We start from the raw sequence: 24242 nt of genomic DNA, 5'->3' as shown, positions 1-24242 counted from the left end.
AATAAAGCATTGTCATAAAATAATAATTCGATTAACATCTAATTAGATGTTTATGTAAATAGATGAAGCGAGGTTTACGATAATGAGTAACCAACCAGCTATTGCAATTTTTAAAGCTCAAAAGGGATATTCACGTCTGTTCACAGCCGGACTAATCAATGGAATCGGTGATCGTTTTACTAGTGTTGCCGTGCTGGCATTGGTGCTGCAATTAACGGGGGCAGGGATGGCTGTGTACTTATATTGGGTGCATTAAGTGGGGGTGTAGTTTCGATGTGGTTCGGCCCAGAGGCAGCATTCGTGATGAATGCAATATCCTTTCTGGTCGCAGCGCTCTTAATCTACGGTATCGATATTCCACAAAATACTAATAGGGTAAATGAGGATAAGAGAAAGATAGATTCTCCGGATAAACTCAAAACTAAAGTAGACCGTCAGCAAAAGACAAGTAAAATGCGTGCGCTGTGGATTTTAATCAGCGGGAGTATCACGTTACAGGTTATTGTCGGGTATGAGCTGCTTGTTCCGATGCTGAATGGTCTGGATAATGTTCTGATTAGTGTATATGCAGTACAGGAATTTGAAGCGGGAGATATAGGAGTAGGGGCTTTTTATGCAGCGCTCGGAATCGGGCTTAGTCTCAGCTTTTTTGCTGGAGGGACGGGGAATGCTTGCCTGGATACACTGGTTATGCGAGAGACGCCTTCCGCTATGCAACCTGTTATTTTTGGACTCTTGTCGGCAGTAGGAAATACGCTGCTTGGGTTATCCATGCTGCTCGCGGGGTGGTTATTAGAATGGATGGAGCCTCGGGCGCTGGGTGTTGCTGGGGGAGCAGGGTTTTCTATAATTGCTATACTGTTGGCAGGGTATGCGTTGATACGTAGTAAAAAGAGCGGTGAATTCACCGCTCCTTGGAAGGTTTTTTAATCTGGGCCTGAATCCGAGTGGCAGCTTTGCCAGGGAAGAGGCGGGCACCGATGTTTTTGCGATAACGGTAAATGATCACAAGAGCTGCTATTACTGCACCACCTGAAATAATCCAAAGCGCATATGACTCGAACAAATGGAAGATACCCATCCACTGTGGACCAAACACCTTTCCGATACTAAGAAACAGCACTACCCAGAATACGGCGCCACTATAAGCATATAGGGCGAATTTACGGAAGGGAAGCGCGATAATACCAGCGAAGTAACCAGTAAAGTGACGTACCCCTGGAATGAAATAACCGATAAAAATAAGAAAGCTTCCGTATTTCTCAAACCATTTCTGTGTTTTCTCTAGCTTAGCAGGTGAGAATAGAAACCATTTGCCATATCGCTGGATAAAGGGCATACCGGCTTTTAATCCGACAAAATAGGTGAGGGTCATCCCAGCTGTGGTGCCTGCAAAAGCAACTACAATTAGCGTAAAGAAATCAAGCCTCCCAGTATAGGAAAGGAAACCGGCAAACGCCATAGTGGTCTCTCCGGGAAAGGGCAAGGCAACGAACTCAAGAAGTAATCCAAAGAATAATACGCTATATCCATATTTGGTGAATAATTCTTGTATAAAACTCAGCATTTCCATAAGATTGTCACTCTCCAAGAGGCAGTTGCCTTATTCTATTTTACAGCTTGTCTTCATACAATCTACCAAATGGCTTTTAAGCCAATAGAATGCTGGAGGTAGAGAAGATGAAGGGTAATAAAAGCGCACACAGCCGCCGAAAGTTGATAAGCGGATTGCTCGTTATGATTGTAATATTCATCGTAATGCTCGGATGGAGTATAGGGGAAAACTTGAATTCATGGGAGCTCCAATCCTTGCAGCCCGCTAGCGCGGAGTCTGTATCTGTTAAGAATAAGCTTACCGCAGCGACGATGCAAGATTTGCCATCCGCAGTAGAACCAATCGCTTCTGCATCTCCGGAAGTTCACTCCTCTTCAAGTACGGCCCTTACTGTGACCCAACTCCCTCAAGCTAATGGGGTAGAGAAAATATCCAAGGTTTCGACAACGAGTTCTGCAATCACAGCAGCCAAAAAATCTAAAAAAACAGTCTATATTACATTTGACGACGGACCTAGCGATAACACCTTCAATGTACTTGAAATTTTACATCAGGAAGGTGTGAAGGCAACCTTTTTTGTTCTTGGTAATCAAGCGAAAAGCCATCCTGAGCTCATCGACTCCATATGGGAACAGGGCCATGCGATTGGCAATCATACCTATAATCATAATTACCATGATTTATATAGTGGATTCACGGAATTTTGGAATCAAATTAAACAGACTGAAGAGATTGTTCAGGGAATTACAGGGGTTCGGCCACAGCTTATCCGCGCCCCAGGTGGAACCTATGATCATTTTGATAATACCTATTTCAATTTATTGAAGCAAGCAGGTTATAAGGTGATGGATTGGACGGTGGATAGCGGCGATTCTAAACGGAAAGGCGTGCCAGCCTCAGAAATTTTGAAGGAATCCACAATGGATATGAAGTCTTCCCAGGTTATTTTGCTGCTACATGATGGTGGCGGTCATCAAGAGAGCGTCAAAGCGCTGCCGGACATTATTGCACGCTATAAGGCGGCTGGATATGACTTTGGCCTATTGGATGAAACGGTAGAACCTGTACAATTTAGAGTCTCTTCAAAAGCCACTAATTTGGGGCGGAAAAAGCCTTCAGAAGCTTGGGTCGCCTTAAATATCACACCGAATGCGGAGCTCTTTGCGCCTGGAAAGCCATTGATTCTGGAGGTCGGAAAGCTGGAGACGAAGCTGAATCCGGGGGAATATTCCGTGCGAAATGGACAGTATATGGTTCCGCTTCGTGCTGTAATTGAACGGCTTGGAGGGCGAGTTAGCTGGGATGTGAATAGCCGAAGTGGAGAAATAGATTGGAACGGGAAAGCGATCATTGCCGATGTAATGAATAAACAATTGATTCTAAACCATCCTGATAACGGTCAAAAGACAATCGATGCGAGGGTAGAAATGATTGGTGGATCGATCTGGGTATCGCTACGAGAACTGCTGGAGACAACAGGTCATCCTCCGCTTAATATAAGCGTTACTGAAGTAGAACGCCGAGTAAAAACATTCTGAAAGAAGAGCTGAGGCTGTCTAGTAAAAAGAAAAAACAAATGTCTGGGCACCCTTTTTCATGGGAAGAATAGATAGTAATAAGTTCCTGAGCTGGGAACAAGTCTATGACCAAAGGATGGGTGTCCCATTGTCCTCTTCATCACTAATTGATCAATTGAAGAAAGATGTCGGAAGTGTCAAAAGCTTCTCTTATCCGCGTAGCCGAAGTGCTCTGGTGGAATGGTTAAGGATGCTAACTGTGGCTGGAATTATAGGTGCTTTATATGTTTGGCGAGGAGGTCCGTCTTTGCTGTTTCTCCTGATCGTTGTTGGAGTTATTATGCTCGGTGGACTTATGGTTCAGCTCTCTGGTCCACGGACGATTAAGCTAGTTCGTACAATTACTCCTACGAGACCGATGTCTGGAAATACACTTCATGTGAAGGTACAGCTGAGCTTCTCTTCTCGGTTGCCTCTCCCTTGGATGACCATTGCCGATTATTGGGGCGATAGCCATCATCAGAAGCTGCTATTTCCTGGATTCAAACGTTCTTTTTCATACACATACACGATTGAAAATTTATCTCGCGGCAATCATCATCTGCTGGGCTGTAGAGTAACTTGGGGAGATTTTCCGGGTTGGTTCACGGGAAGATCTGAACCGGATGGAGGTCAGAGTTTTAAAGTACTGCCAGCGCCTTTATATTTTGGGGGAGCTGTACCGGATAGCGGTTTTATGACGGGTGACACCTTGTATTCCCGACGGGGAAGAAGCATCAGTGATGAGGCTTTGGAATCCAGGGATTATGAGCCTGGTGATCCACTTAGCCGAATTCATTGGAAGAATAGTGCAAGAACGGGAGCGCTGCAGAGCAAAGTTCCAGAACGGGAAAAGGCAAGAATGACCTGTATCGTATTGGCTAATGACCCGCCCAGCTACGAGGTTCCTACAGCTGCGCTTAAACCTCGTGGAAGCCGTGACGATTCACCTCCGGCATTTGAGAAAGCGGTGTCGACAGCGATGGGGCTGATGCTCTTCGCTGAGCGTTCAGGGGCTTATATTCAGTTGTTTAGCGGCGGTTGGCCAGAAGGTATGGCAAGACATGAAGGTCTGGGTAAAATCCCAGGGAGAGTGCTGGATATTTTGACTGAAATTTCTCTGGATGGCACTAGAAACCTGTCGCTGCTGCTTGATGATGCTTCCCGAGGCTGGATTCCGGGGATGACAGTAGCCATTATCACGGGACGACTAGAAGAGGAATCTGCCAAGGTGATTGCCAAGTTCTTGATGCAAGGTGTGAAGGTGGAGCTTTATTATGCTTGGGACCAATCAGCACCGAAGTCAGGGGAGGCCCGTCAGCCTGGAAGGGGAACTGTCGGAGATAGTTTGGCTCGTCTTGGAGCACGAATGTTTTGTCTGGATGATGCATTGCCAGCATTCAGATTCAGGGAGGTAGAGTTCCATGAATCATCCGGAAAACCAACACTACGGTAAGGGGAAATCGGGTGATACAGAACTGGCTATGAACGGCTTTCAGTTCAATTTGGGGCAAATAGAGAACAGACATGCGGGTAAGCAGAGAAAAGTGCCTCTGTACTATCGTTTGCTGTTCTCTTTGGCCATTATGGGGCTATTTATTGAATGGTTACTCCCTTTATATAGGTCTGCTTTATTAGAAGATACCTCCAAGATGCTACAAGTTCTAATGGTATTGGCGGCAGTGTTGCTGTTATGGGGGATATTTCAGATTCCGGGGTGGTTACTGCTAAGTATTCAATTTCTTATTACTGTTTCAGCGTGGTTTTACTTATGCAGTGGAGGCGAAGGTATAGGGTGGCTAGGGATTTATGTGGAAGAAATTCCGAATGATCTCATTCTGCTTCTCTCTGGACATGTCTCTCAGTTAAGCGAGATCAGCAGGCTTTTGATTTTGATTGTTGGTTGGGGGCTATTGGTATCCTCAGTACAGCAGCTAGCACTCTTCCGAGGGAGTACAGTGCTATTCACAGCAGTTACAATCATTTACTTGCTGGTCTTGGATATGGGGTTTGATGTTAATACCACAATGGATATTGTGATATCAATGGGTCTTATCTTTTGGATGCACGCGATGAGTGGCCTTCTGCGTCTTCGAGAATGTGAGGGAGTTACTACACTGCCTTATGCGCGTTGGGGAGGGCTGACTTTGGCGACAGCCATTGTCGTGGTGGCAACAGCATGGTTCGGTGGGCAGCTGCTCGGGGCAAGACCAACGAGCGAGCTTACGTTGCAATCGACATTTCAGAAGCTGCAGACTTGGGCTTCAGGCCATTTGCCAGATGATAAGGCGTCTAATGCTTCAGGAACAACAGGGTATAGTTCGAATGACGGTGAACTCGGTGCCCCGTTATCCCGCAATACTGAACCAGTCTTTACAGCTATAACTAGCGAGCGTACTTACTGGCGAGGTGAGAGCATTGCTTACTATGATGGCCGCCGATGGATCAGGGGGGGCGAAGAGTTTATGCCGCTTAATCTGTCCGGTATTCCAAAGAATCCTTCATTGATGCTAAGCGGTGAAACTAGGAAACGAACACTTCAGCAGCGGATACAATTTGCCACCCCTTCTTCCGGAGGAATTCCTTTATTCAATGCGGGAATAATAACTGATGTTGAGTCGGTTGAACTCTTGGGCGGAAGTAAATTGGGATATGTGCTGTCTAACATAGACAGAGAGAGTTTTCGTCTGCCTGATTCAATAGGCTCTGCACGGATTACAGAATATTCAGTGGAGTCCTTACTTCCTGAGAGCGATCCAGTACTGCTTCGTGGTTTAAGCAGTAACGACCCCCAGGAAATTATGGGTAAGTATTTGCAATTGCCAGATTTGTTACCCGTACGAGTGAGAGATCTGGGGGAGATGATTACAGCTTCTTCAGGTAACCGCTATGACTCCGTAACTGCCATTAAGGAATACTTACAACATGGATATTCCTATACGTTGAACACAACGGTTCCACCATCCGGCTCTGATTTTGTGGATCACTTTTTATTTGAGACAAAACAAGGCTACTGTGTTCATTTTGCAACAGCTATGACCGTACTGCTGCGCAGTGCAGGAATTCCTGCTCGTTATGTCCAAGGCTTTGGGCCTGGAACCTTGCAGGACGATACTATGCCGGCGAAGTATTTAGTCACCCAGGGCGATGCCCATGCTTGGGTGGAGGTCTATTTTGCCGGCGCGGGTTGGGTCCCATTCGACCCAACGCCTGGCCCCGTCCTTGCCGCCGGCTTCGCCGCGCCGGCACTGCCTGCGGCAGCCTCGCTCGCGCCGCAAGCTGCGCGAAGCGCGGGCCTGCCCGCCCTGCCGCTGGCGGGCGGGACCTCTGCCGCGCCGCTCGCTGCCGCGGCGCTGCTTCCCGCCGCCGCTTGGCGCTGGCGGCGTAGCCTGGCTCTGCTGCTGGCCGCGTGCAGCGCCAGCAGCATGAGCCGCGAGAGGCAGCTGCGCGCGGCCTCTCTAGCTTGGCACGGGCTGGCGGAGCGGTATGGACCGCCGCCGCCCGGTGTCACTGGCAGGGAGTATGTGGACTCCCTGCAGATTTACGATGCCGGACTAAGCGAAGCCGTCCGGCAGTTCGTACGCCAGTGGGAGACCCTGGCGTACGCGCCCGCGCCTTCAGCCTTCGTCGCGGCCGATCCCGTGAACGAAATGCCTACAATGTCTGCATCGTCTAGAATGTCAGCAAGGTCGATGATATCTGCAATCCCTGTAATGTCTGCGGCGCCAGCATCACCCGCAGAGATCAGCGAGCTTACTACTCATGATGCGTCCGCGTTTATTCGTGAATGCCTGATCATCACCTTCCGGTTAACTTAATCGGTCAGAACAGCTGATGCTGCTATACAATTCCTTCCATGGAAAGGAATGTTCTTCATGAAGTTTAACTCTCTCCTATTATGAGAAGTGTGTTCTCCTTTCCTTGACGATGAGAATTAACCATGAGTATAATGAATCCAATAATCAAGGGAGGCTCGTAATGAATAAGCCAAATGAAATTATCGTCGTTCTCGATTTTGGGGGACAATACAACCAACTTATCGCGCGCAGAATTCGGGACCTGGGAGTATACAGCGAACTTTTGCCGTACAATACGCCAGTAGACAAGATCAAAGCACTTGCACCAAAAGGGATTGTCTTCTCTGGTGGCCCTAGCAGTGTATATGCTGAAGATGCTCCACATGTAGATCCAGCGATCTATGATTTAGGAGTACCGATCTTCGGTATTTGCTATGGTATGCAGCTAATGGCTCACCAACTTGACGGTAAAGTGGAACGCTCCGCTAAACGTGAATATGGTAAAGCCGATATTGATTTTGAAGAAGGTACTGCACTAGTTGCTGGGCTAGAGAGCCGTCAGACGGTATGGATGAGCCATGGTGACCATGTAGTTGAACTTCCAACAGGATTCAAGCTGGAGGCAGGAACTGAAAGTGCTCCAATCGCGGCAATGAGCAATGATGAGCGTAAATTGTTCGCGGTTCAATTCCACCCAGAAGTACGTCACTCTGTACATGGTAATGAGATGATCTCGAACTTCTTGTATCAAATTTGCGGCTGCGACGGCAAATGGACAATGGAATCGTTTATTGATGAAGCTATTCAAGATATTCGTAACCAAGTTGGAGACAAAAAAGTACTTTGCGCACTTAGCGGTGGCGTAGATTCTTCCGTAGTTGCAATGCTTATTCACCGTGCAATCGGTGACCAATTGACTTGTATGTTTATTGATCACGGTCTTTTGCGTAAAGGTGAAGCTGAAAGTGTTATGGAGACCTTCGTAGGTAAATTCGATATTCATGTCGTGAAAATCGATGCACGCGAGCGCTTCATGAGCAAGCTTGCAGGTGTTGAAGATCCTGAACAAAAACGTAAAATCATCGGTAACGAGTTTATCTACTGCTTCGACGAAGAGTCGGCTAAGCTCGGAGATTTCGCATTCCTTGCACAAGGTACACTGTATACGGATATCGTTGAGAGCGGAACAGCTACAGCTCAAACAATTAAATCTCACCACAACGTGGGCGGTCTGCCAGAAGATATGAAATTCAGCTTGATCGAGCCGTTAAACACCTTGTTTAAGGATGAGGTTCGTAAACTTGGTGAAGAACTGGGAATGCCACGTGCTATCGTTTGGCGTCAACCTTTCCCTGGTCCAGGTCTTGCTATCCGTGTCTTGGGTGAAGTAACAGAGGACAAGCTTACTATCGTTCGCGACTCTGACTACATTCTGCAAGAGGAAATTGCTAAAGCGGGATTAGACCGTGAAATTTGGCAATACTTCACTGCCCTGCCTAACATGAAGAGTGTTGGTGTTATGGGAGATGCTCGTACTTATTCCTACACAGTAGGTGTGCGCGCAGTAACTTCCATCGACGGCATGACGGCTGACTGGGCGCGTATCCCATGGGATATTCTTGAGAAAATCTCGGTACGTATCGTCAACGAAGTTGAGAACGTAAACCGCGTAGTGTATGACATCACTTCGAAACCACCAGCAACAATCGAGTGGGAATAGGACCGTTGTAACTATAGATTTCAAAAAAACTCTCTTTTATTTGCGTTATACAGCAAATAAAGGGGAGTTTTTTTATTTCTCAAGTAAAGGGTTGTGCTGGTGATCCCTTTTTTCACAAATCTTTCATGAATACGATTTGTTGAAAGGGCTTGCTACCCTAGAAAAGTTATGATAAATTGTACTTGTCTAAAAAATAGACAAGATAAACGAGTGCATTTTCTACTAAAGGAGCCAATCAAATTGATGACTATTACCAAAGAGACACCTCATATTAAACCGAACGGGGTAGAGATCGCTGAATCGATTCTGTTGCCTGGTGATCCTTTAAGAGCTAAGTTCATTGCGGAAACTTTTTTAGAAGATTACCAGTGCTTTAACGAGGTAAGAGGAATGTTAGGATATACCGGTACTTACAAAGGGAAGAAAATCTCTGTTATGGGTACGGGAATGGGTCCAGCGAGCATGGGGATTTATTCTTGGGAATTAATCAATGTATTTGGAGTTAAGAATTTAATCAGAATTGGTACCTGTGGTGCAATGCAAGAAAACATTGAGCTATACGATGTAATTTTCGGTATGGGAGCTGCAACGGATTCCAATTATGGTCATCAATATAATTTACCTGGACAATATCCACTAACGGCTTCTTTTGAGCTTTTGGAGAAAGCTAAGAAAATAGCAGATGATAAAGGACAAAAGGTTCATATTGGTAATATTTTATCCAGTGAAATATTTTATAATGCGGATCGGGCAGCTAATAAAAAGTGGCAGGATGTAGGGATTTTGGGCGTTGAAATGGAATCTGTAGCCCTCTATTGGAACGCTATCCAAGCACGTGTAAATGCGCTGTGCATTCTAACAGTGAGTGATCATCTTATTACAGGAGCACAGACCACTTCGGAGGAACGCCAAACTGCATTTACTAAAATGATGGAGATCGCATTAGAGCTAGCGTAAATGCTTTCCTTCTGTGTGAAACTAATGTAAACGATATAAATTTTATACAGCATGAGATAATGGAAGCCTATTATGAATCAAACCGTTGGAAATAAACCGATCGTAAGCTTAAGTAAAGTCGTTCCGGTTATATTACTTTTAATTACTAGATAAGGGATGAGAGTAGAATGAAGAAATTTAAACGTGTACATTTGATCGTCATGGATTCAGTAGGCATTGGAGAAGGAAAAGACGCGGATCAATTTAACGATGTTGGCTCCCATACTCTTTTACACATTGCAGAACATATGAACGGATTAAATCTGCCCAACCTGGCCAAATTGGGTCTGTCCAATATTGAAGAAATTTTGGGTGTTCCAAAAGCAGAGAAACCACTTGCTTATTATACTAAATTACAGGAAAAATCAGTCGGGAAAGATACAATGACAGGTCATTGGGAGATCATGGGTTTAAATATTGATCAACCCTTTAATGTGTATCCAAATGGATTTCCGGGTGAATTAATTAAACAGATCGAGGACATAACTGGCCGAAAGGTAGTAGCGAATAAGCCTGCGAGTGGAACAGCTATCCTTGATGAATATGGCGAGCATCAAATGAAAACAGGGGATCTAATCGTTTATACCTCTGCTGACCCGGTTCTGCAAATTGCAGCTCATGAAGAAATCATCCCATTAGAAGAGTTATATGATATTTGTGAAAAGGTTCGGGAAATCACAAAAGACCCTGCCTATTTAATTGGTCGTATTATTGCCAGACCTTATGTAGGCCAACCCGGGAAATTTACGAGAACCTCCAATCGTCATGATTATGCCTTAAAACCATTTCATAAAACCGTTATGAATAGCTTGCAAGACGGAGGTTATGATGTCATCGCCATTGGTAAAATCAATGATATTTTCGATGGTGAAGGCGTTACAGAATCCATTCGTACAAAAGACAATATGGATGGTATGGATAAACTGCTTGATGTAATTAAGAAAGATTTCACTGGAATGAGCTTTTTGAATTTAGTCGATTTCGATGCTTTATACGGTCATCGTCGTGATCCAGAAGGATATGGAAGAGCATTAGAGGAATTCGATAAACGATTAGATGAGGTATTCGATTCCATCCGAGAAGATGATTTGTTAATCATTACGGCTGACCATGGAAATGACCCAACCTTCCCTGGTACAGACCATACGCGTGAGTTTATTCCTGTCCTAGTCTATTCCAAGCAATTAAAGGACAGTGGCGCATTACCTGAGCATGATACCTTTGCTGATATCGGTGCGACTATAGCAGATAACTTTGATGTTGATATGCCAGACAACGGTGAGTCTTTCCTGCCATTTCTTAAATAATTGATATCGCATAAAAACCTCCAAAGTTTCTTTTTGGAGGTTTTCACGTTGCGGTTGAAGCAGAGGATGACATTCCTTGTCGCTTGAAAAATGATGTGTCATAATGGGGAGAAAAGGACATCAGATGAATGAACACGCATAAACTAGATAAATTGAAACGGCCGCTTTATATCAATGTATATGATGAGCTTCTTCTTCAGATTAACAAAGGAGAATACCTCGTAGGTAGCCAGCTTCCTTCAGAACCGGATTTAGCCAAAAAACTAGGGGTTAGTCGCGCTACTTTACGGCAAGCTTTAGTTCTTTTGCAAGATGATGGATTAGTAAGAAATGTTCGTGGTAAGGGGAACTTTGTACTTGAATCTTCTTTTAAACAAGAGGATACTCAATTAGAGAAACTGAGCAACCCCATGCATAAATGTCATATAAGCGCATTTGACCAAGTAGATCTACATTATCGGCTGGACCCGCAAACGGAACATACCAAACAAGTATTAAGAAGAGATTCAGCTACAGTTGTAGCTTTGGAACGTTTGTATAGAGCAGGAGGAGAGCTACATGCTTACGCTTTTACTTTTATGTCTATGCAAACAGTAGAGAGGTTATCTTTGGATCTTGATAATAGAGAGAAAATGCTGGATTTTCTAGAGAATCAGGCTTATGTAGATGCTAACCATGGGAATATTGAAATAAAATATACGCATACCGTTAACTTAGCTGATCGGAAGGATAAATTAATGGGACGGAACGAGTGCTTTTTACTATTAGAAACCCTTTACGACAAAACAGAGCCAGATTATCCGTTAATGTATAATAAATTTTATATTCCACAGCAGTTCTCAAATTTAAAATTAATTTTGTCTAAAGGCTAACCAATAATAATAGATTAGAAAAACTCCCTTTTATCTGTGATATTTAGCAGACAGAAGGGAGTTTTTTTGACCCGAATCAAAGAGTTTCTCGAGGGGGGATTGCTTAATGCAAAATAAATCCTTCTTCTTCGGCTTCATTGCTTGGCAGGAAAGGCAGCTTCGGGTTCGTTTTTAATAAAGTATCCATCAAAGCATGATCAAAATTATGTTTTACTGCACAGTTGCGGTCAAAAATCATGGTTGCCTCATCTCCCGGTTTACATGCCGGCCACTGGGGGAGGGAAGGGATGTTAGGATTGCCATAGCGTGCAAAGCTGACCCAGGCACCACAGATGCGTTCCTCCATCCGATCGGAAACTCCCGGAATGAGGCACACGGGAACACGTTCCGTATTATGGAATACGAAAGGGATCTCAGCGCAGTGCCATGCTGTCTTGCCGCCCTCAAAAGGAAATTCATAAGTAAACAAGTAGGAGTAGGTAGGAGCTTCCTTGTGTACGGATTTCTTCTCAATAAAGTCCTGGGTTGGAACACGGAAGAAGGTATCTAAGAATAGCAGGTCGGACAAGTGTTTATCAGGATACGCTTCCCTAAATTGTGTGACCAGCTTCTCCGTATGATTGCCATACTTTTGAGTCAGCATCTCCATGGTGGCATCCTCAGACACGTCCTGCTTGTTAGGAACACCGGGACCAAAAGCGAACTCACCAAATACGCTACCAATCAATACCGAAATGGTCTTCGCATGCTCGGTAAAGCCCACCTCTCTAGGGTCGCCTACATAGAATTCATTAGGCATAGGATTGCCGCCAATGTATTCCCCTTGCATTGCGAGCGCCGGTGCAACTTTATTATAAGCTGCAGCTAACTGAGGATAAGGAACCGCCTCCATTTTTTCTACTTCGTCCTCGCTAAAATTAAGCTCTGCCAACAGTGACTTTACAATGGCGGTGCTATCGGTCTTGCGGGTGTCCAAAAAACCATCAATTAATCCGCTCTGGATAACGCCCTTATGGAACAGGCCGTCTGCTGCCGGAGTATTCATTAGTGTCCATACCTTCATACCGCCACCAGACTGTCCGAAGATGGTCACATTGTCCGGGTCGCCGCCGAAAGCTGTAATGTTTTCCTGGATCCATTTTAAAGCTGCTACCATATCGGCATTTCCGGCATTAGCGGAATTGACGTACTTATCTCCAAAAGCAGACAGGTTCATGTATCCCAGAATATTCAATCGGTGATTTAAGGTTACTACGACCACATCGCCGAACTCACTAAGCTTGTCTCCTTCATAAGCTACCTGTTCAATAGAAGAGCCAGCTGCGAAACCGCCCCCGTGCAGCCATACCATAACAGGTTTTTTGGCCTGCGGTTCAAGGCTCTGGCTCCAGATGTTCAGATACTGACAATTCTCATCCATAGGCCAGTAACGGTGAGGAACCAGCACTTCCATGACGGGCTGATCCTGGGTTAACATGGGAGACACATAACCGTAAGCGAGTGCATCCTTAATTCCCTCCCAAGGCGCTACCTCTGTGGGCATCTGGAAACGCTTGGCATCTGCGTACTTTATCCCGTGAAAGGTATAAGTACCGTTGACCTGAAAGCCTCTCATTTTTCCGGCTTTAGTCTGTACAATGGGTTCTGCTGAGGAACATACGAAATTTTTTGCTGTCATCATGGAAATCCTCCTTACATCAGATAGCCCCATTATAATAAAAGAAGGATAGTGAAAAATATAGGAAATTTATCTGCTTTATCCTTATTCTTTGCTTCTTTTCTGGAGATCAGCAGGTCTGGTCTCAGGATAAGAAAATAATCATGATAAAAAAGTCAAGATTCCCTTATGCAACAGAATTCATCACCACCCTCTAGAGGTCATCGCTAAGTTGATCCCATAGGATTTTTTTGCAATAGAGTCTAATCAAACACCTGCAACTCCTTATTGAACAAGGGGTTGCAGGTGTTTTGTATTCAAAAAAATGTGATAGACGCTATATAGCTGCTCTATATGAATGTGATAAAATGGGAAAAATCTATCATAGGGAGAAATTAACATGGGGTTTTCTCTTCTCGGCACACTAATGGCCTTAATTATCCTTGCACCTAGTTTGTTAATGATTAAGTTTCCACCTGAGAATGCACCTGCCGGTGTTCGAGATGCAGGACCGGTCTTTACAATTTTGGAGAGAGTAGGCCAGTTGGGTTGTATAGGTATTCTTGCGATCTCACGAGATAACTTTCAACAGGTAAAGTTTGGTGTAATGACTGTCTTTATTGTCTTGTTTATTGCTATTTATTATGGTCTTTGGATTCGATATATCGTTAAGGGGAGGCAATTTAAATTGTTATGGGACCCTTTAGGAATTATTCCGATCCCGATGGCAGTTCTCCCAGTATGTGCATTCGGATTGGCAGCGATTTGGGGCAAATCCATTTGGCTGAGTATTGCAGTAGTTTGTTTAGCGATAGGACATTTAGCCAACTCTTGGCATAGTTATCAGTACACCAGAAATAAATAATTAGAAGCATAGTAAAATATACCCATTTAAAAAGTGGTTGGATAGTTAATAAGCTGCATTGATAGAACGAGTTTGAAGATAGATAAAAGCATGAAAATGCATGATTTACGAACATTGGAAAAAATAAAGTCGAAAATGTTCGCTTTTTATCATTGACAACTTATATGATGTCCACCTAAAATGATAGAGCACAACAACATAATTCTTTCGTATATTTCCGGGAATTGGCCTGGAAGTTTCTACGAGGTCACCGTAATGACCTGGCTACGATTAAGAAGAGCAGAGCAACCTCGCATTGTCCTTAATTAGGACTATGGTCATGGGGGACTACTCTTTTTTTCGAGCCGGTGTCTAACAGATACCGGCTTTTTGTTGCTGTCAGACACACAACATACCTTAGGGGGAGAACAATTTGAATCGGTTTTTCAAGTTGAAAGAGAACGGCACCACAGTTCGTACAGAGATCATGGCGGGCTTGACCACGTTCATGGCAATGGCTTACATCTTGTCGGTTAATCCGAGTACTTTAACAGCATTTGGCCGTATTGATATGGGCTGGTATTCTGTATTTCTAGCGACTGCGCTGGCAGCAGGTATTTTCACCATCGCAATGGGCGTGTTCATAAACTTTCCAGTGGCATTGGCACCTGGTATGGGACTTAACGCATATTTTGCTTCTGTAATTCTATCTTCCGCCACATCAGAGCATCCATTCACTTGGCAAATGGGTCTGACAGCCGTATTTATTTCCGGTTTGATCTTTATCTTGCTGACTGTAACTCGAGTGCGACAGATCTTACTAACTGCAATTCCTGACAGCTTGAAACATGCGATTACAGTAGGTATCGGGATGTTCATTACGATCCTTGGTCTTAAGAACAGTGGACTCATGACGATTGGTGTTGAAGCCGGTAAAGACATTCCTGCTAACACTTTCACAGATGTCCTTTCCTTTGAAACGATCATTCACATGGGTAGCCTAGAGAATTCCAATGTCCAATTGGTAATTATCGGACTTCTTCTAATCTCTATCCTGATGGTATTGAACGTTAAAGGTGCGATTTTATTCGGTATCTTGGGAACAACTGTCGCTGGTATGCTGATGGGCGTAGTTGATTTCAGTGCATTGTCCAGTCCGGCAACGCCTTGGGTTCCTGATTTCACACAATTGAACTTCTTCCAATTTGACTGGGATGGTATCCTGCACACAGGTATTGTTTCAGCGATTGCAACTTTCACATTTGTAGAGTTGTTTGATACATTTGGTACACTTGTAGGTACGGCTCAACGCGCAGGTATTATGGATAACCCTGAAGAAGGTAATAGACGTGTAGGTAATGCAATGTTTGTCGATGCAGTTGCTGTAGCAGGTGGTGCGGCACTGGGTACTTCGACTACTACTGCTTTTGTAGAAAGCGCGGCAGGTGTTGCTGAAGGTGGACGTACAGGTCTTACAGCTGTAACAACTGGTGTATGTTTCTTGCTTGCATTGTTCCTTGCTCCAGTGGTTGCTCTTATTCCTGGATCTGCTACAGCCGCAGCATTGATCGTCGTAGGTGTGCTGATGGCACAATCAATCCGTCAAATCGATTTTCAAGATATGGTTGTTGCGATTCCAGCGTTCCTAACACTTGTAATCATGCCTTTCACTTATAATATCGCTAACGGTATTTCCTTTGGTATCGTAACTTATGTAATCCTTGCTTCTGTTGCTAACCTTGCGGGTAAGAAGAAATACGATATTCACTGGATGATGTGGGTACTTGCGATTCTGATCGTTCTCCGTTATGTATTCCTTGGTAGCGAGGGCTAACATATATACAGTATTTCTGAAATTCATCTCGGGCTCCTTCATTAATGAAGGGGCCGTTTTTTTTATTTTCGATTATGTATTCTCCTATTTAACTTGTTGGATGTTCTTCCTTTCCATCATCCAATATTTAGATTATATTGTTGAAGAGGTGATGAATGTTGTCCACAAGATTTAGCAATTGGTCTTCTTATTTTAAAAGTAATCCTTGGCCTCTCTTATTGTTTTTGCTGGGGGCTGTGATTCGCATTTTATACTTTGGTTCGATTCCAGGTGGCTTGAATCAGGATGAGGCATCTATAGGTTATGATGCTTACGCTATTCTTCATTATGGAATAGACCGCAATGGTATTCATTTACCTATTCACCTCATTGCATGGGGAAGCGGACAGAATGCACTTTATGCTTACTTATCAATGCCTTTCATATTATTGTTCGGACTCACACCAATGTCTGTACGTGCGGTTAGCTTAATCATGGGTCTACTGGGTATGCTCGTGTTCTATCTTCTTTCCAAAGAGCTATTTACTTCCAGAACTGCTGGTATTGTGGCGATGTTTTTTATCGCAATTAATCCTTGGCATATTATGATGTCAAGATGGGCACTGGAATCTAATTTATTCCCCACCCTGATTCTGTTCTCCGTTTATATGTTACTTAAATCATTTCAAATTCCGAAGTGGTCTTATGGCTTTACAATTATGCTTGCCCTTTCACTTTATGCTTATGGAACATCCTATTTTTTTGTGCCGATATTTGCTTTAGGTGCTGGAATTCTTCTATTCTATACAAGAGCGCTAAAGCTTCGGACCATTCTATGGAACTGTGCTCTGTTTATATTAATGGCACTCCCAATCTTCCTATTTATTATGATCAATCGATTGTCGCTAGAGGGGATTTCGACCCCATTGTTCTCAATTCCGAGATTGACAACGCCGCGTGTGGAACAGGTAACTTCTTTATTCGGAGGGCAACTATTACATACAGCATTAAGCAATTTCCGGGAATTTTTGAAGATATTCATTAGCGGATCTGATGGTTTGCCTTGGAATTCGATTTCACCATATGGATACGCGTATCCTGTTGCGTTACCCTTTGTACTTATAGGACTTATATTTATGTTAACGACAATACGGAACCGTGGTCGTGAACGGACGGGACTGCTCGTTATTTTACTTTGGCTGTTTGTGTCCGTTCTGATGACCTTTGTTACGAACGTAAACATTAATCGGATGAATGTGATTTTCTATCCAATCATTTTGCTGATTGTTGCAGGGTTTATGTGGTTAAGCAAGAAAGTAAAAGTATTAGGAATTTTGTCGGCTGTAACCTTTAGCTTATTTTTTGTACTATTCACTACAGTTTATTTCCGTGATTATCCTAAAGAGATAGGACCAGCTTTCTATGAATCTTTCGGTGAGGCTATACAATATGCTTCTGAAGAGAGTGCTGGGAACATCTACGTGACTGATAAAGTTAATATGCCTTATATTTATATGCTTTTTTATGAGCAGATCAATCCCCATGATTTCTTAGCAACCGTTAATTACTCTAATCCTGGAGGTGCATTTCAGCAGGTGTCTTCCTTTGGGAGATATAGATTTGGACATTCAAGCATAGCTCCGGGAGAGACAGCGGCATATATCTTGTGGAATGGTGATCCCATTCCTGCTGAAAGCGATAATTATTCGGTTAAACGCTTTGCCAACTATACTGTTGTGACCGCTAAGACTGGGGTAGTAGAGGGAATCCCGGAATTTATAAATGGAGGATTTGAAGAGGGGATATCAGGCTGGAGCTTCTCATCCGGTGCGGGTGTGGCGACCAATAATCCCTATAATGGAAGTTATCTGGCCTATCTTGATCCGGGATTTGACAAAACGATTACACAATCTATCAGAATAGCAGAACCTGGAGAATATAAGCTTGGTATAATGGTTAGTGCCGGTGGAGAAGAAGGAAGGGTTGGCATCCGAGTTAATGGCGTAGTGCGGGCGGAGGCTGAAATACCTGCTAGTGAGGTTTATCAAGAGCTTACACTTCCAATGGTATCTATCGGTGAGAATGAGCAAACTGAAATTTTTATTAAAGGCGGTAAAGGCTGGATTAATATAGACGAGGTGAGGTTGGAACGATGATCAAGAGTACACGTACGGCCGCAATGACTGTATTGATGCTGTTATTGTTTTTGCTTCCTGTAACAAGCATTTATGCAGACGGAAATCTATTGCAGAACCCTGGATTTGAGGAGGGAGGAGAAGATGCTCCTTCTAACTGGACTAAGGATATGTGGATTTCTGGAGACAACTCGGGCATACTTTCAATCCAATCGGACGAGGTTCACTCCGGTAGTAAAGCAGCAGTCATTGAGAATTTCGAGCCCAATCATTTGAAATGGGTGCAGACGATTAAGGCAACGCCGGACAGCTATTATAAAATCTCTGGATGGATCAAAGTAGTAAGTACCGCAGGCGAGGGAATGGGCGCCAATATACTTGCCGTTGGAGTAGGCGGGGGTTATCCCAGTGTAACCGATACAGCAGGAGAGTGGCAGTATCTTGAATACATAGGCCAGACAGGACCTAAGCAGAAAGAATTCGGCATAGGTGCAAGTTTGGGAGGTTACTCCAGCTTGATTCAAGGTAAAGCTTATTTTGATGATTTGTCTGTAGAAAAATTAGACGCTGCTCCCGAAGGGGCCAACGTCATTTCGCTGGATAGTGCTGCAGTTAGTCAGGATGCTGGTGGCAAAAAAGCGGATACCCCACATAAGGTATCTCCAACCAAGATGCTGCTGATCTCAGCGCTTTTCAGTGTATTTTTTGCAGTGCTTTATACAAAGGCATTCCGCAGTGAGAAGCTTATGAAGCAACCTGAGAATGTCTATTCCAAATGGCTGAGCATTGCCATCGGGGTTGCTTTTATCCTAAGGGTCTGGATTGGTCTGACTGCTCAAGGCTATCAGAACGATATGAATACCTTTATAGCTTGGGGCCAGCGTATGGTTGATTTAGGTCCAGGCAAGTTTTATGAAGAAGGGTATTTTGCCGATTATCCTCCTGGTTATTTGTACATTTTGTACATGCTTAGTCTTATTCGCGGTGTATTTGGCTTTGCGCATGGTTCGGGTGGAGAGAATCTGCTATTCAAACTGCCAGCGATTATTTCTGATTTGGTATTGGGTTACTTCATATATCAAATGTCCCGCAAAAAACTCGGCTCAGGGATCGCTTTTGGCTTAACGCTATTATTTCTGTTTAATCCGGCGGTGCTTGTTAATTCAGCGGCTTGGGGACAAGCGGATTCGTTCTTTTTGATTTTCCTGTTGCTCAGTATTCAGGGTGCTGCGAACAAAAAGTTTGTTCAATCCGCGATATTGTTTGCATTAGCAACATTAATTAAACCACAAGCGTTAATATTCACACCGGTATTATTGTTTGCTTTCTATCATCACCGTGCTTGGAAGCAGCTTGGATTTGGAGCTTTGTATGGATTAGGGATATTCGGATTGCTAGCAGCACCATTTTTCTGGAATAATGGTGGTTTAGTTGGTCTTATTAATCTGTATAAGAGTACGTTATCTTCCTATCCCTATTCTTCTGTGAATGCATTTAATCTATATGCACTGACTGACCCGATGTGGTCATCTCTTGACCTAACTTGGTTAGGTATTACTTACCGTGTATGGGGCTTCATATTTATTTTAGTGGCAGTAGCCATAGCAACCTTTTATTCTTTCAAAAAAGATCGCTTGGATCTATCCAAATCCTACTTTATCGGTATGGCGCTCATTGTAGTAGTCTTTGTGCTTGGAACCAAAATGCATGAACGCTATATGTTCCCTGCTGTGATTCTCTGTATGTTCACTTATATAGCAAGTCGGGATCGTAGGTTTTTATCCCTATTCCTTGGATTCAGCTTAACGCAGTATATCAATGTGGCTTATACGTTAACTCATCTAAATGCAGGTGTAAATCCAGGTGCAGATGGAATTGTTTTGGTCACTTCTATTGCTAACCTGTCATTATTGCTATACATGCTCTACATTGGTTACGACGTGTATGTTCGTGGGGGAGTAAAACCTCTTCCAGCACCACCAACACCTGAAGAAAAATATGAAGAAGACCTTAAAGTCGTCGAGCAAATAAGACCGCACCAGAAGGGAGGGAGACTTAAGCGATGAAGTTTAAGCGTATAGATTGGATATGTATTCTTGCCATTACTGCCGTATACGCGGCAATTGCTTTATATAATTTAGGTTCTACTAAATCTCCAGAGACCTTGTGGGAGCCAGCTGCCAGCGGTGAAAGCTTCTATGTAGATCTAGGACAGAGTAAACAATTGGAACGCGTGAATATCTTCGGTGGCGTAGGTACCGGGAAGTTTAAACTCGAATTCAGTGAATCCCCTGATGTGTGGAGTAGTCCGCTGGATGTAAGCGAGGATGTTGGGAATGTCTTCATCTGGAAAAGCCAACCTCTGAACGTTGCAGCAAGATACGTGAAGTTTACAGTTACATCTCCAGGGTTCACTTTAAATGAAATGGCCTTCTATGAGCAGGGAGGCGAAAGAGTACCTCTTCCTATTGCCGGTGTTACACCGGATGCTACTGCAGTCGCTAAAAGAGGAGAACCTGCCAATCTTTTTGACGAGCAGTCACTCATCCCTGAATATTCTAACTTTATGAATAGCACTTATTTTGACGAGATCTACCATGCACGGACAGCTTATGAATATACACACGGGATTGTGCCTTATGAGAACACCCATCCACCACTAGGGAAGCTATTGATCGCAGTAGGGATGGAACTGTTCGGAGTCAATCCTTTCGGCTGGCGTATTATCGGAACATTGTTCGGGATTGCCATGCTGCCTCTCATTTATGTAATGGCACTACGTCTCTTTAAAAAGAGCAAATACGCAGCACTTGCAGCTGGATTGTTCGCGCTGGATTTCATGCATTTCACACAAACAAGAATCTCTACGATCGATGTATACGGAGTATTCTTCATCATGTTAATGTTTTATTTCATGCAGCGATATTACACTATGAATTTCTTCAGGCAGCCCTTAAGAAAAACGCTAATTCCGTTGTTCTGGTCCGGGCTATTCTTCGGGATTGGTGTCGCCTCCAAGTGGATTGTATTGTACGGAGGAGCTGGGCTGGCCATTATGCTAGCGATCTCGCTCTTCGAGCGCTACAGAGAATACCAAGCATCGGGACGGTTGCTCGCGGAAGGGAAGATCAAAGATAAGGGACTGCTGGGTACCTGTCGCGAAGCCGTAAATTCGTTCTGGAAGAATACCATTATTACGCTAGCTAGTTGTGTTGCATTCTTCGTAATCATACCGGTCATTATTTATAGTTTATCTTTTGTTCCGGGTTTATCTGCATCCGCAGAGGGCTTTACTATAAAAGGCTTGATTGATTCCCAAAAGAACATGTACAACTATCACAGTCAGCTTGTAGCTACACATCCTTTTGCGTCCTCCTGGTGGCAATGGCCGTTTATGAAGAGACCCGTCTGGTTCTTCAGTGGCAGTGAGGGTTTGCCGCAAGGTCAGGTCAGCAGTATAGTGACTATGGGGAATCCGCTTATCTGGTGGACGGGTATTTTCGCAATGCTGGCAACGCTGTGGATTACACTGAAACGCAAAGATAAGACCCTTTATATGATCTGGATCGCCTTTTTCTCACAATATGTTCCGTGGATGCTTGTCCCAAGGGAAACCTTTATCTACCATTATTTTGCTATGGTGCCTTTTATGATTCTTGGTATTGTATATATAATGAAGTTGCTAGATAGCAAATATCCTGAGGCTCGTTATGTTAGTTATGTCTATGTGGCTGTTGCTTTACTACTCTTTGTCGCGTTCTACCCTGTCCTGTCAGGGATGCAGGTAAGCGGAGATTATGTGAAGAATATGTTGCGTTGGTTCCCATCTTGGGTTTTCTAAGATTTTTTAAAAATATTTATAACAATAAGTTTATGCTTACAGCGTTATTATGAAGTACAGAAAGATGTAACGCTCCATAAAGCTTTTAGGAGGAATAAAGGTGAAAGCCAGATATAGTGTAATTGTACCCATGTTCAATGAGGAGCAAGTAATTAGCGTTACTTACGAACGTTTGAAAAAAGTAATGGACGAATGCGGCGATACTTATGAGCTAGTCTTCGTTAATGACGGAAGTCGTGATCGTTCGGCCCAGATGATTCGGGAGATCAGTGATCGGGATGAATGCGTCAAGCTAATTGACTTCTCGCGTAATTTCGGACATCAGGTAGCGATTACAGCTGGTATGGACTATGCCGAAGGTCAAGCGGTTGTTGTTATTGACGCTGACCTTCAAGATCCACCGGAGGTCATTTTGCAAATGATCGAGAAGTGGAAAGAGGGCTATGACGTTGTGTATGCGAAGCGGCTGAAGCGCCGTGGAGAAACGATGTTCAAGAAGGTAACGGCTAAGATCTTTTATCGATTACTCAGCAGCATGACAAGTGTAGACATTCCCACGGACACAGGTGATTTTCGTCTTATTGATCGTAAGGTATGTGATGTCTTGCGAGGTCTCAAGGAAAAAAATCGGTATGTCAGAGGTTTAGTGAGCTGGGTCGGCTTCAAGCAGACAATGGTGGAATATGAGCGGGAAGAACGATTTGCAGGAGAAACTAAGTATCCTCTTAAGAAAATGATTCGTTTTGCGCTGGATGGGATCACTTCCTTTTCGCATAAGCCACTTAAGATTGCTACGTATGTCGGATTCTTTCTTTCCTTCACCAGCTTTCTCTATTTATTCTTCGTATTGTTTCAAAGAATCTTTTTCACCTCATGGACGGTTCCAGGTTGGGCTTCCATTGTAGGGGTCAATTTGCTCTTTAACGGTATCGTTCTGATGCTGCTAGGTGTAATCGGTGAGTATATTGGACGGATTTATGACGAGTCTAAGGATAGACCGTTGTATATTGTCAGTGAGACCATAGGATATCGTAACGAAGAAGAAGTGGATCGCCGGAAGGATTACAAAGATGTCAGATAAGAACTTTCGGACTGCTTTCATACAGTTTCTCAAATTTAATGCTGTAGGTCTGGTAAATACCCTCATTGATTTCGTAATCTTCACATTACTGAACTCACTTGGGATGGTATATGCGTTGGCACAGGTGATTTCTTATAGTGCAGGGACAGCGAACAGCTTTATTTTGAATAAAAAAGTAACCTTCAAGGATCGTGATCGTGGCAATAAAGAGGGTTTTGATAAGACGCAGTTGCTGAAGTTTATCGTACTGAATCTGGTAGTACTCGGAATATCGCTGTTGCTAATGCATCTGTTGACGGACAAACTAGGCATTCAAGTGTTGATCTCTAAGGTATTAGTAACGTTTGTGACGGTGATCATTAACTTCTTCGGAAGTCGTAAATGGGTATTCTAAAGTTCAGTAGAACAATCTACGGAGGTGAAAATCATACGTAAATTCTCGTATGTGCTTATACTGGCTGGGATCCTTATCATGCTCTATCCAAAAGCTAACGAATGGTATAACGACTGGCAGCAGGATAAGCTATTAGAATCAGCTGAACTGAGCACCAGTGAAAATACTCCACCACCTGATCTGAAGAGCAGATATGCCGAGGTCACTCAGCTACTAGCGGAGGAATCAGCTCTAGATGCACAAGCACAGCCGCAAGAAACAGAAAAGCCGGAACCGGAAATTGAAGTGGGTGGCAAAGTTATCGCATTAATTGAGATCGATAAGATCGATCTAAAGCTGCCTGTATTAGAAGGGGCTACTAAAGCGAATATGAAGCATGCCGCGGCCCATATGAAAGAAACGACGCCAATTGGAGAAATAGGAAACGCCGCAATAGCAGCACATAGGGCTAGAACTACGGGGAGATTGTTTAACAGGTTGAATGAGGTTGTGATTGGGGATACGATTACGGTAAAGACTAGCGATCAGACTTATAATTACGAGGTTTATGATATTTCCGTTGTACTTCCTAGTGATGTGTCTGTTCTTGACGGGAATAACAAGGATAAAATTCTTACTTTAATTACGTGTGACCCATTAGTAGATCCTACACATCGCTTGATTGTTCATGCCAA

19 protein-coding genes and 1 riboswitch are annotated in these 24242 nt (G+C 43.7%); of the genes, 17 read left to right on the top strand and 2 right to left on the bottom strand.

Annotated elements, in window-relative coordinates; translation table 11 throughout:
- Positions 1 to 82 precede the first annotated feature (82 nt).
- The gene (locus ACWNM1_RS04645) at positions 83 to 256 is read left to right on the top strand and encodes a hypothetical protein (RefSeq protein WP_449600098.1); all 174 of its coding nucleotides are present in this window, start codon (positions 83 to 85) and stop codon (positions 254 to 256) included.
- 17 nt (positions 257 to 273) lie between these two features.
- Complete coding sequence (locus ACWNM1_RS04640; RefSeq protein WP_449600097.1) at positions 274 to 930, top strand: hypothetical protein; 657 nt, start codon at positions 274 to 276, stop codon at positions 928 to 930.
- Here the strand turns inward: ACWNM1_RS04640 and ACWNM1_RS04635 are convergent.
- A complete protein-coding gene (locus ACWNM1_RS04635) occupies positions 905 to 1573 on the bottom strand; it encodes a DedA family protein (protein ID WP_449600096.1) in 669 nt (222 codons plus the stop codon). The two genes, ACWNM1_RS04640 and ACWNM1_RS04635, sit on opposite strands and share 26 nt — an antisense overlap.
- A 107-nt stretch (positions 1574 to 1680) precedes the next feature.
- Between ACWNM1_RS04635 and ACWNM1_RS04630 the strand changes: the two genes are divergently transcribed.
- The 7 genes from ACWNM1_RS04630 (at position 1681) to ACWNM1_RS04600 (ending at position 11803) form a co-directional block, all read left to right on the top strand.
- Positions 1681 to 3093, top strand: a complete 1413-nt coding sequence (locus tag ACWNM1_RS04630) for a polysaccharide deacetylase family protein (protein ID WP_449600095.1) — start codon at positions 1681 to 1683, stop codon at positions 3091 to 3093.
- Between the two features lie 127 nt (positions 3094 to 3220).
- The gene (locus ACWNM1_RS04625; RefSeq protein WP_449600094.1) at positions 3221 to 4567 is read left to right on the top strand and encodes a DUF58 domain-containing protein; all 1347 of its coding nucleotides are present in this window, start codon (positions 3221 to 3223) and stop codon (positions 4565 to 4567) included.
- Complete coding sequence (locus ACWNM1_RS04620) at positions 4536 to 6929, top strand: DUF4129 domain-containing transglutaminase family protein (protein WP_449600093.1); 2394 nt, start codon at positions 4536 to 4538, stop codon at positions 6927 to 6929. The genes ACWNM1_RS04625 and ACWNM1_RS04620 overlap by 32 nt, the downstream gene beginning before the upstream one ends.
- A 160-nt stretch (positions 6930 to 7089) precedes the next feature.
- Positions 7090 to 8628 (top strand): glutamine-hydrolyzing GMP synthase, encoded by a 1539-nt coding sequence (gene guaA / locus ACWNM1_RS04615; RefSeq protein WP_042184695.1) that lies wholly within the window; start codon positions 7090 to 7092, stop codon positions 8626 to 8628.
- A 243-nt stretch (positions 8629 to 8871) separates the two neighbouring features.
- Complete coding sequence (deoD, locus tag ACWNM1_RS04610; RefSeq protein WP_449600092.1) at positions 8872 to 9585, top strand: purine-nucleoside phosphorylase; 714 nt, start codon at positions 8872 to 8874, stop codon at positions 9583 to 9585.
- Between the two features lie 167 nt (positions 9586 to 9752).
- Positions 9753 to 10931, top strand: coding sequence for a phosphopentomutase (gene deoB / locus ACWNM1_RS04605; protein ID WP_449600091.1), 1179 nt, complete (start codon positions 9753 to 9755; stop codon positions 10929 to 10931).
- Positions 10932 to 11059: 128 nt separating this feature from the next.
- Positions 11060 to 11803 carry a GntR family transcriptional regulator gene (locus ACWNM1_RS04600; protein ID WP_449600090.1) on the top strand — a complete coding sequence of 248 codons (744 nt, stop codon included), beginning with the start codon at positions 11060 to 11062 and terminating at the stop codon, positions 11801 to 11803.
- 103 nt (positions 11804 to 11906) lie between these two features.
- Here the strand turns inward: ACWNM1_RS04600 and ACWNM1_RS04595 are convergent, their stop codons facing one another.
- A complete protein-coding gene (locus ACWNM1_RS04595; protein WP_449600089.1) occupies positions 11907 to 13484 on the bottom strand; it encodes a carboxylesterase/lipase family protein in 1578 nt (525 codons plus the stop codon).
- A gap of 376 nt (positions 13485 to 13860) precedes the next feature.
- Here ACWNM1_RS04595 and ACWNM1_RS04590 point away from each other — a divergent pair, with 376 nt between their 5' ends.
- The 8 genes from ACWNM1_RS04590 to ACWNM1_RS04555 form a co-directional block, all read left to right on the top strand.
- A complete protein-coding gene (locus ACWNM1_RS04590; protein WP_449600088.1) occupies positions 13861 to 14325 on the top strand; it encodes a hypothetical protein in 465 nt (154 codons plus the stop codon).
- Between the two features lie 187 nt (positions 14326 to 14512).
- Positions 14513 to 14612, top strand: a riboswitch (purine riboswitch).
- A gap of 125 nt (positions 14613 to 14737) precedes the next feature.
- Positions 14738 to 16138, top strand: coding sequence for an NCS2 family permease (locus ACWNM1_RS04585; RefSeq protein WP_042184716.1), 1401 nt, complete (start codon positions 14738 to 14740; stop codon positions 16136 to 16138).
- A 155-nt stretch (positions 16139 to 16293) separates the two neighbouring features.
- A complete protein-coding gene (locus ACWNM1_RS04580) occupies positions 16294 to 18273 on the top strand; it encodes a hypothetical protein (protein ID WP_449600087.1) in 1980 nt (659 codons plus the stop codon).
- Positions 18270 to 20318, top strand: a complete 2049-nt coding sequence (locus tag ACWNM1_RS04575) for a glycosyltransferase 87 family protein (RefSeq protein WP_449600086.1) — start codon at positions 18270 to 18272, stop codon at positions 20316 to 20318. Before ACWNM1_RS04580 ends, ACWNM1_RS04575 begins: the two co-directional genes overlap by 4 nt.
- Positions 20315 to 22093: a phospholipid carrier-dependent glycosyltransferase gene (locus tag ACWNM1_RS04570; RefSeq protein WP_449600085.1), complete on the top strand. Its 1779-nt coding sequence runs from the start codon at positions 20315 to 20317 to the stop codon at positions 22091 to 22093. Before ACWNM1_RS04575 ends, ACWNM1_RS04570 begins: the two co-directional genes overlap by 4 nt.
- Before the next feature lie 100 nt (positions 22094 to 22193).
- Positions 22194 to 23174: a glycosyltransferase family 2 protein gene (locus ACWNM1_RS04565; RefSeq protein WP_449600084.1), complete on the top strand. Its 981-nt coding sequence runs from the start codon at positions 22194 to 22196 to the stop codon at positions 23172 to 23174.
- Positions 23164 to 23568 (top strand): GtrA family protein, encoded by a 405-nt coding sequence (locus ACWNM1_RS04560; protein ID WP_042184722.1) that lies wholly within the window; start codon positions 23164 to 23166, stop codon positions 23566 to 23568. Before ACWNM1_RS04565 ends, ACWNM1_RS04560 begins: the two co-directional genes overlap by 11 nt.
- 78 nt (positions 23569 to 23646) lie before the next feature.
- The coding region (locus ACWNM1_RS04555; RefSeq protein WP_449600083.1) for a class D sortase at positions 23647 to 24242 on the top strand (596 nt) is incomplete at its 3' end.

Source organism: Paenibacillus sp. Marseille-Q9583 (assembly GCF_976954365.1).
The sequence above is the reverse complement of the archived record's forward strand: the minus strand, read 5'-3'. Positions and strand labels throughout refer to the sequence as shown.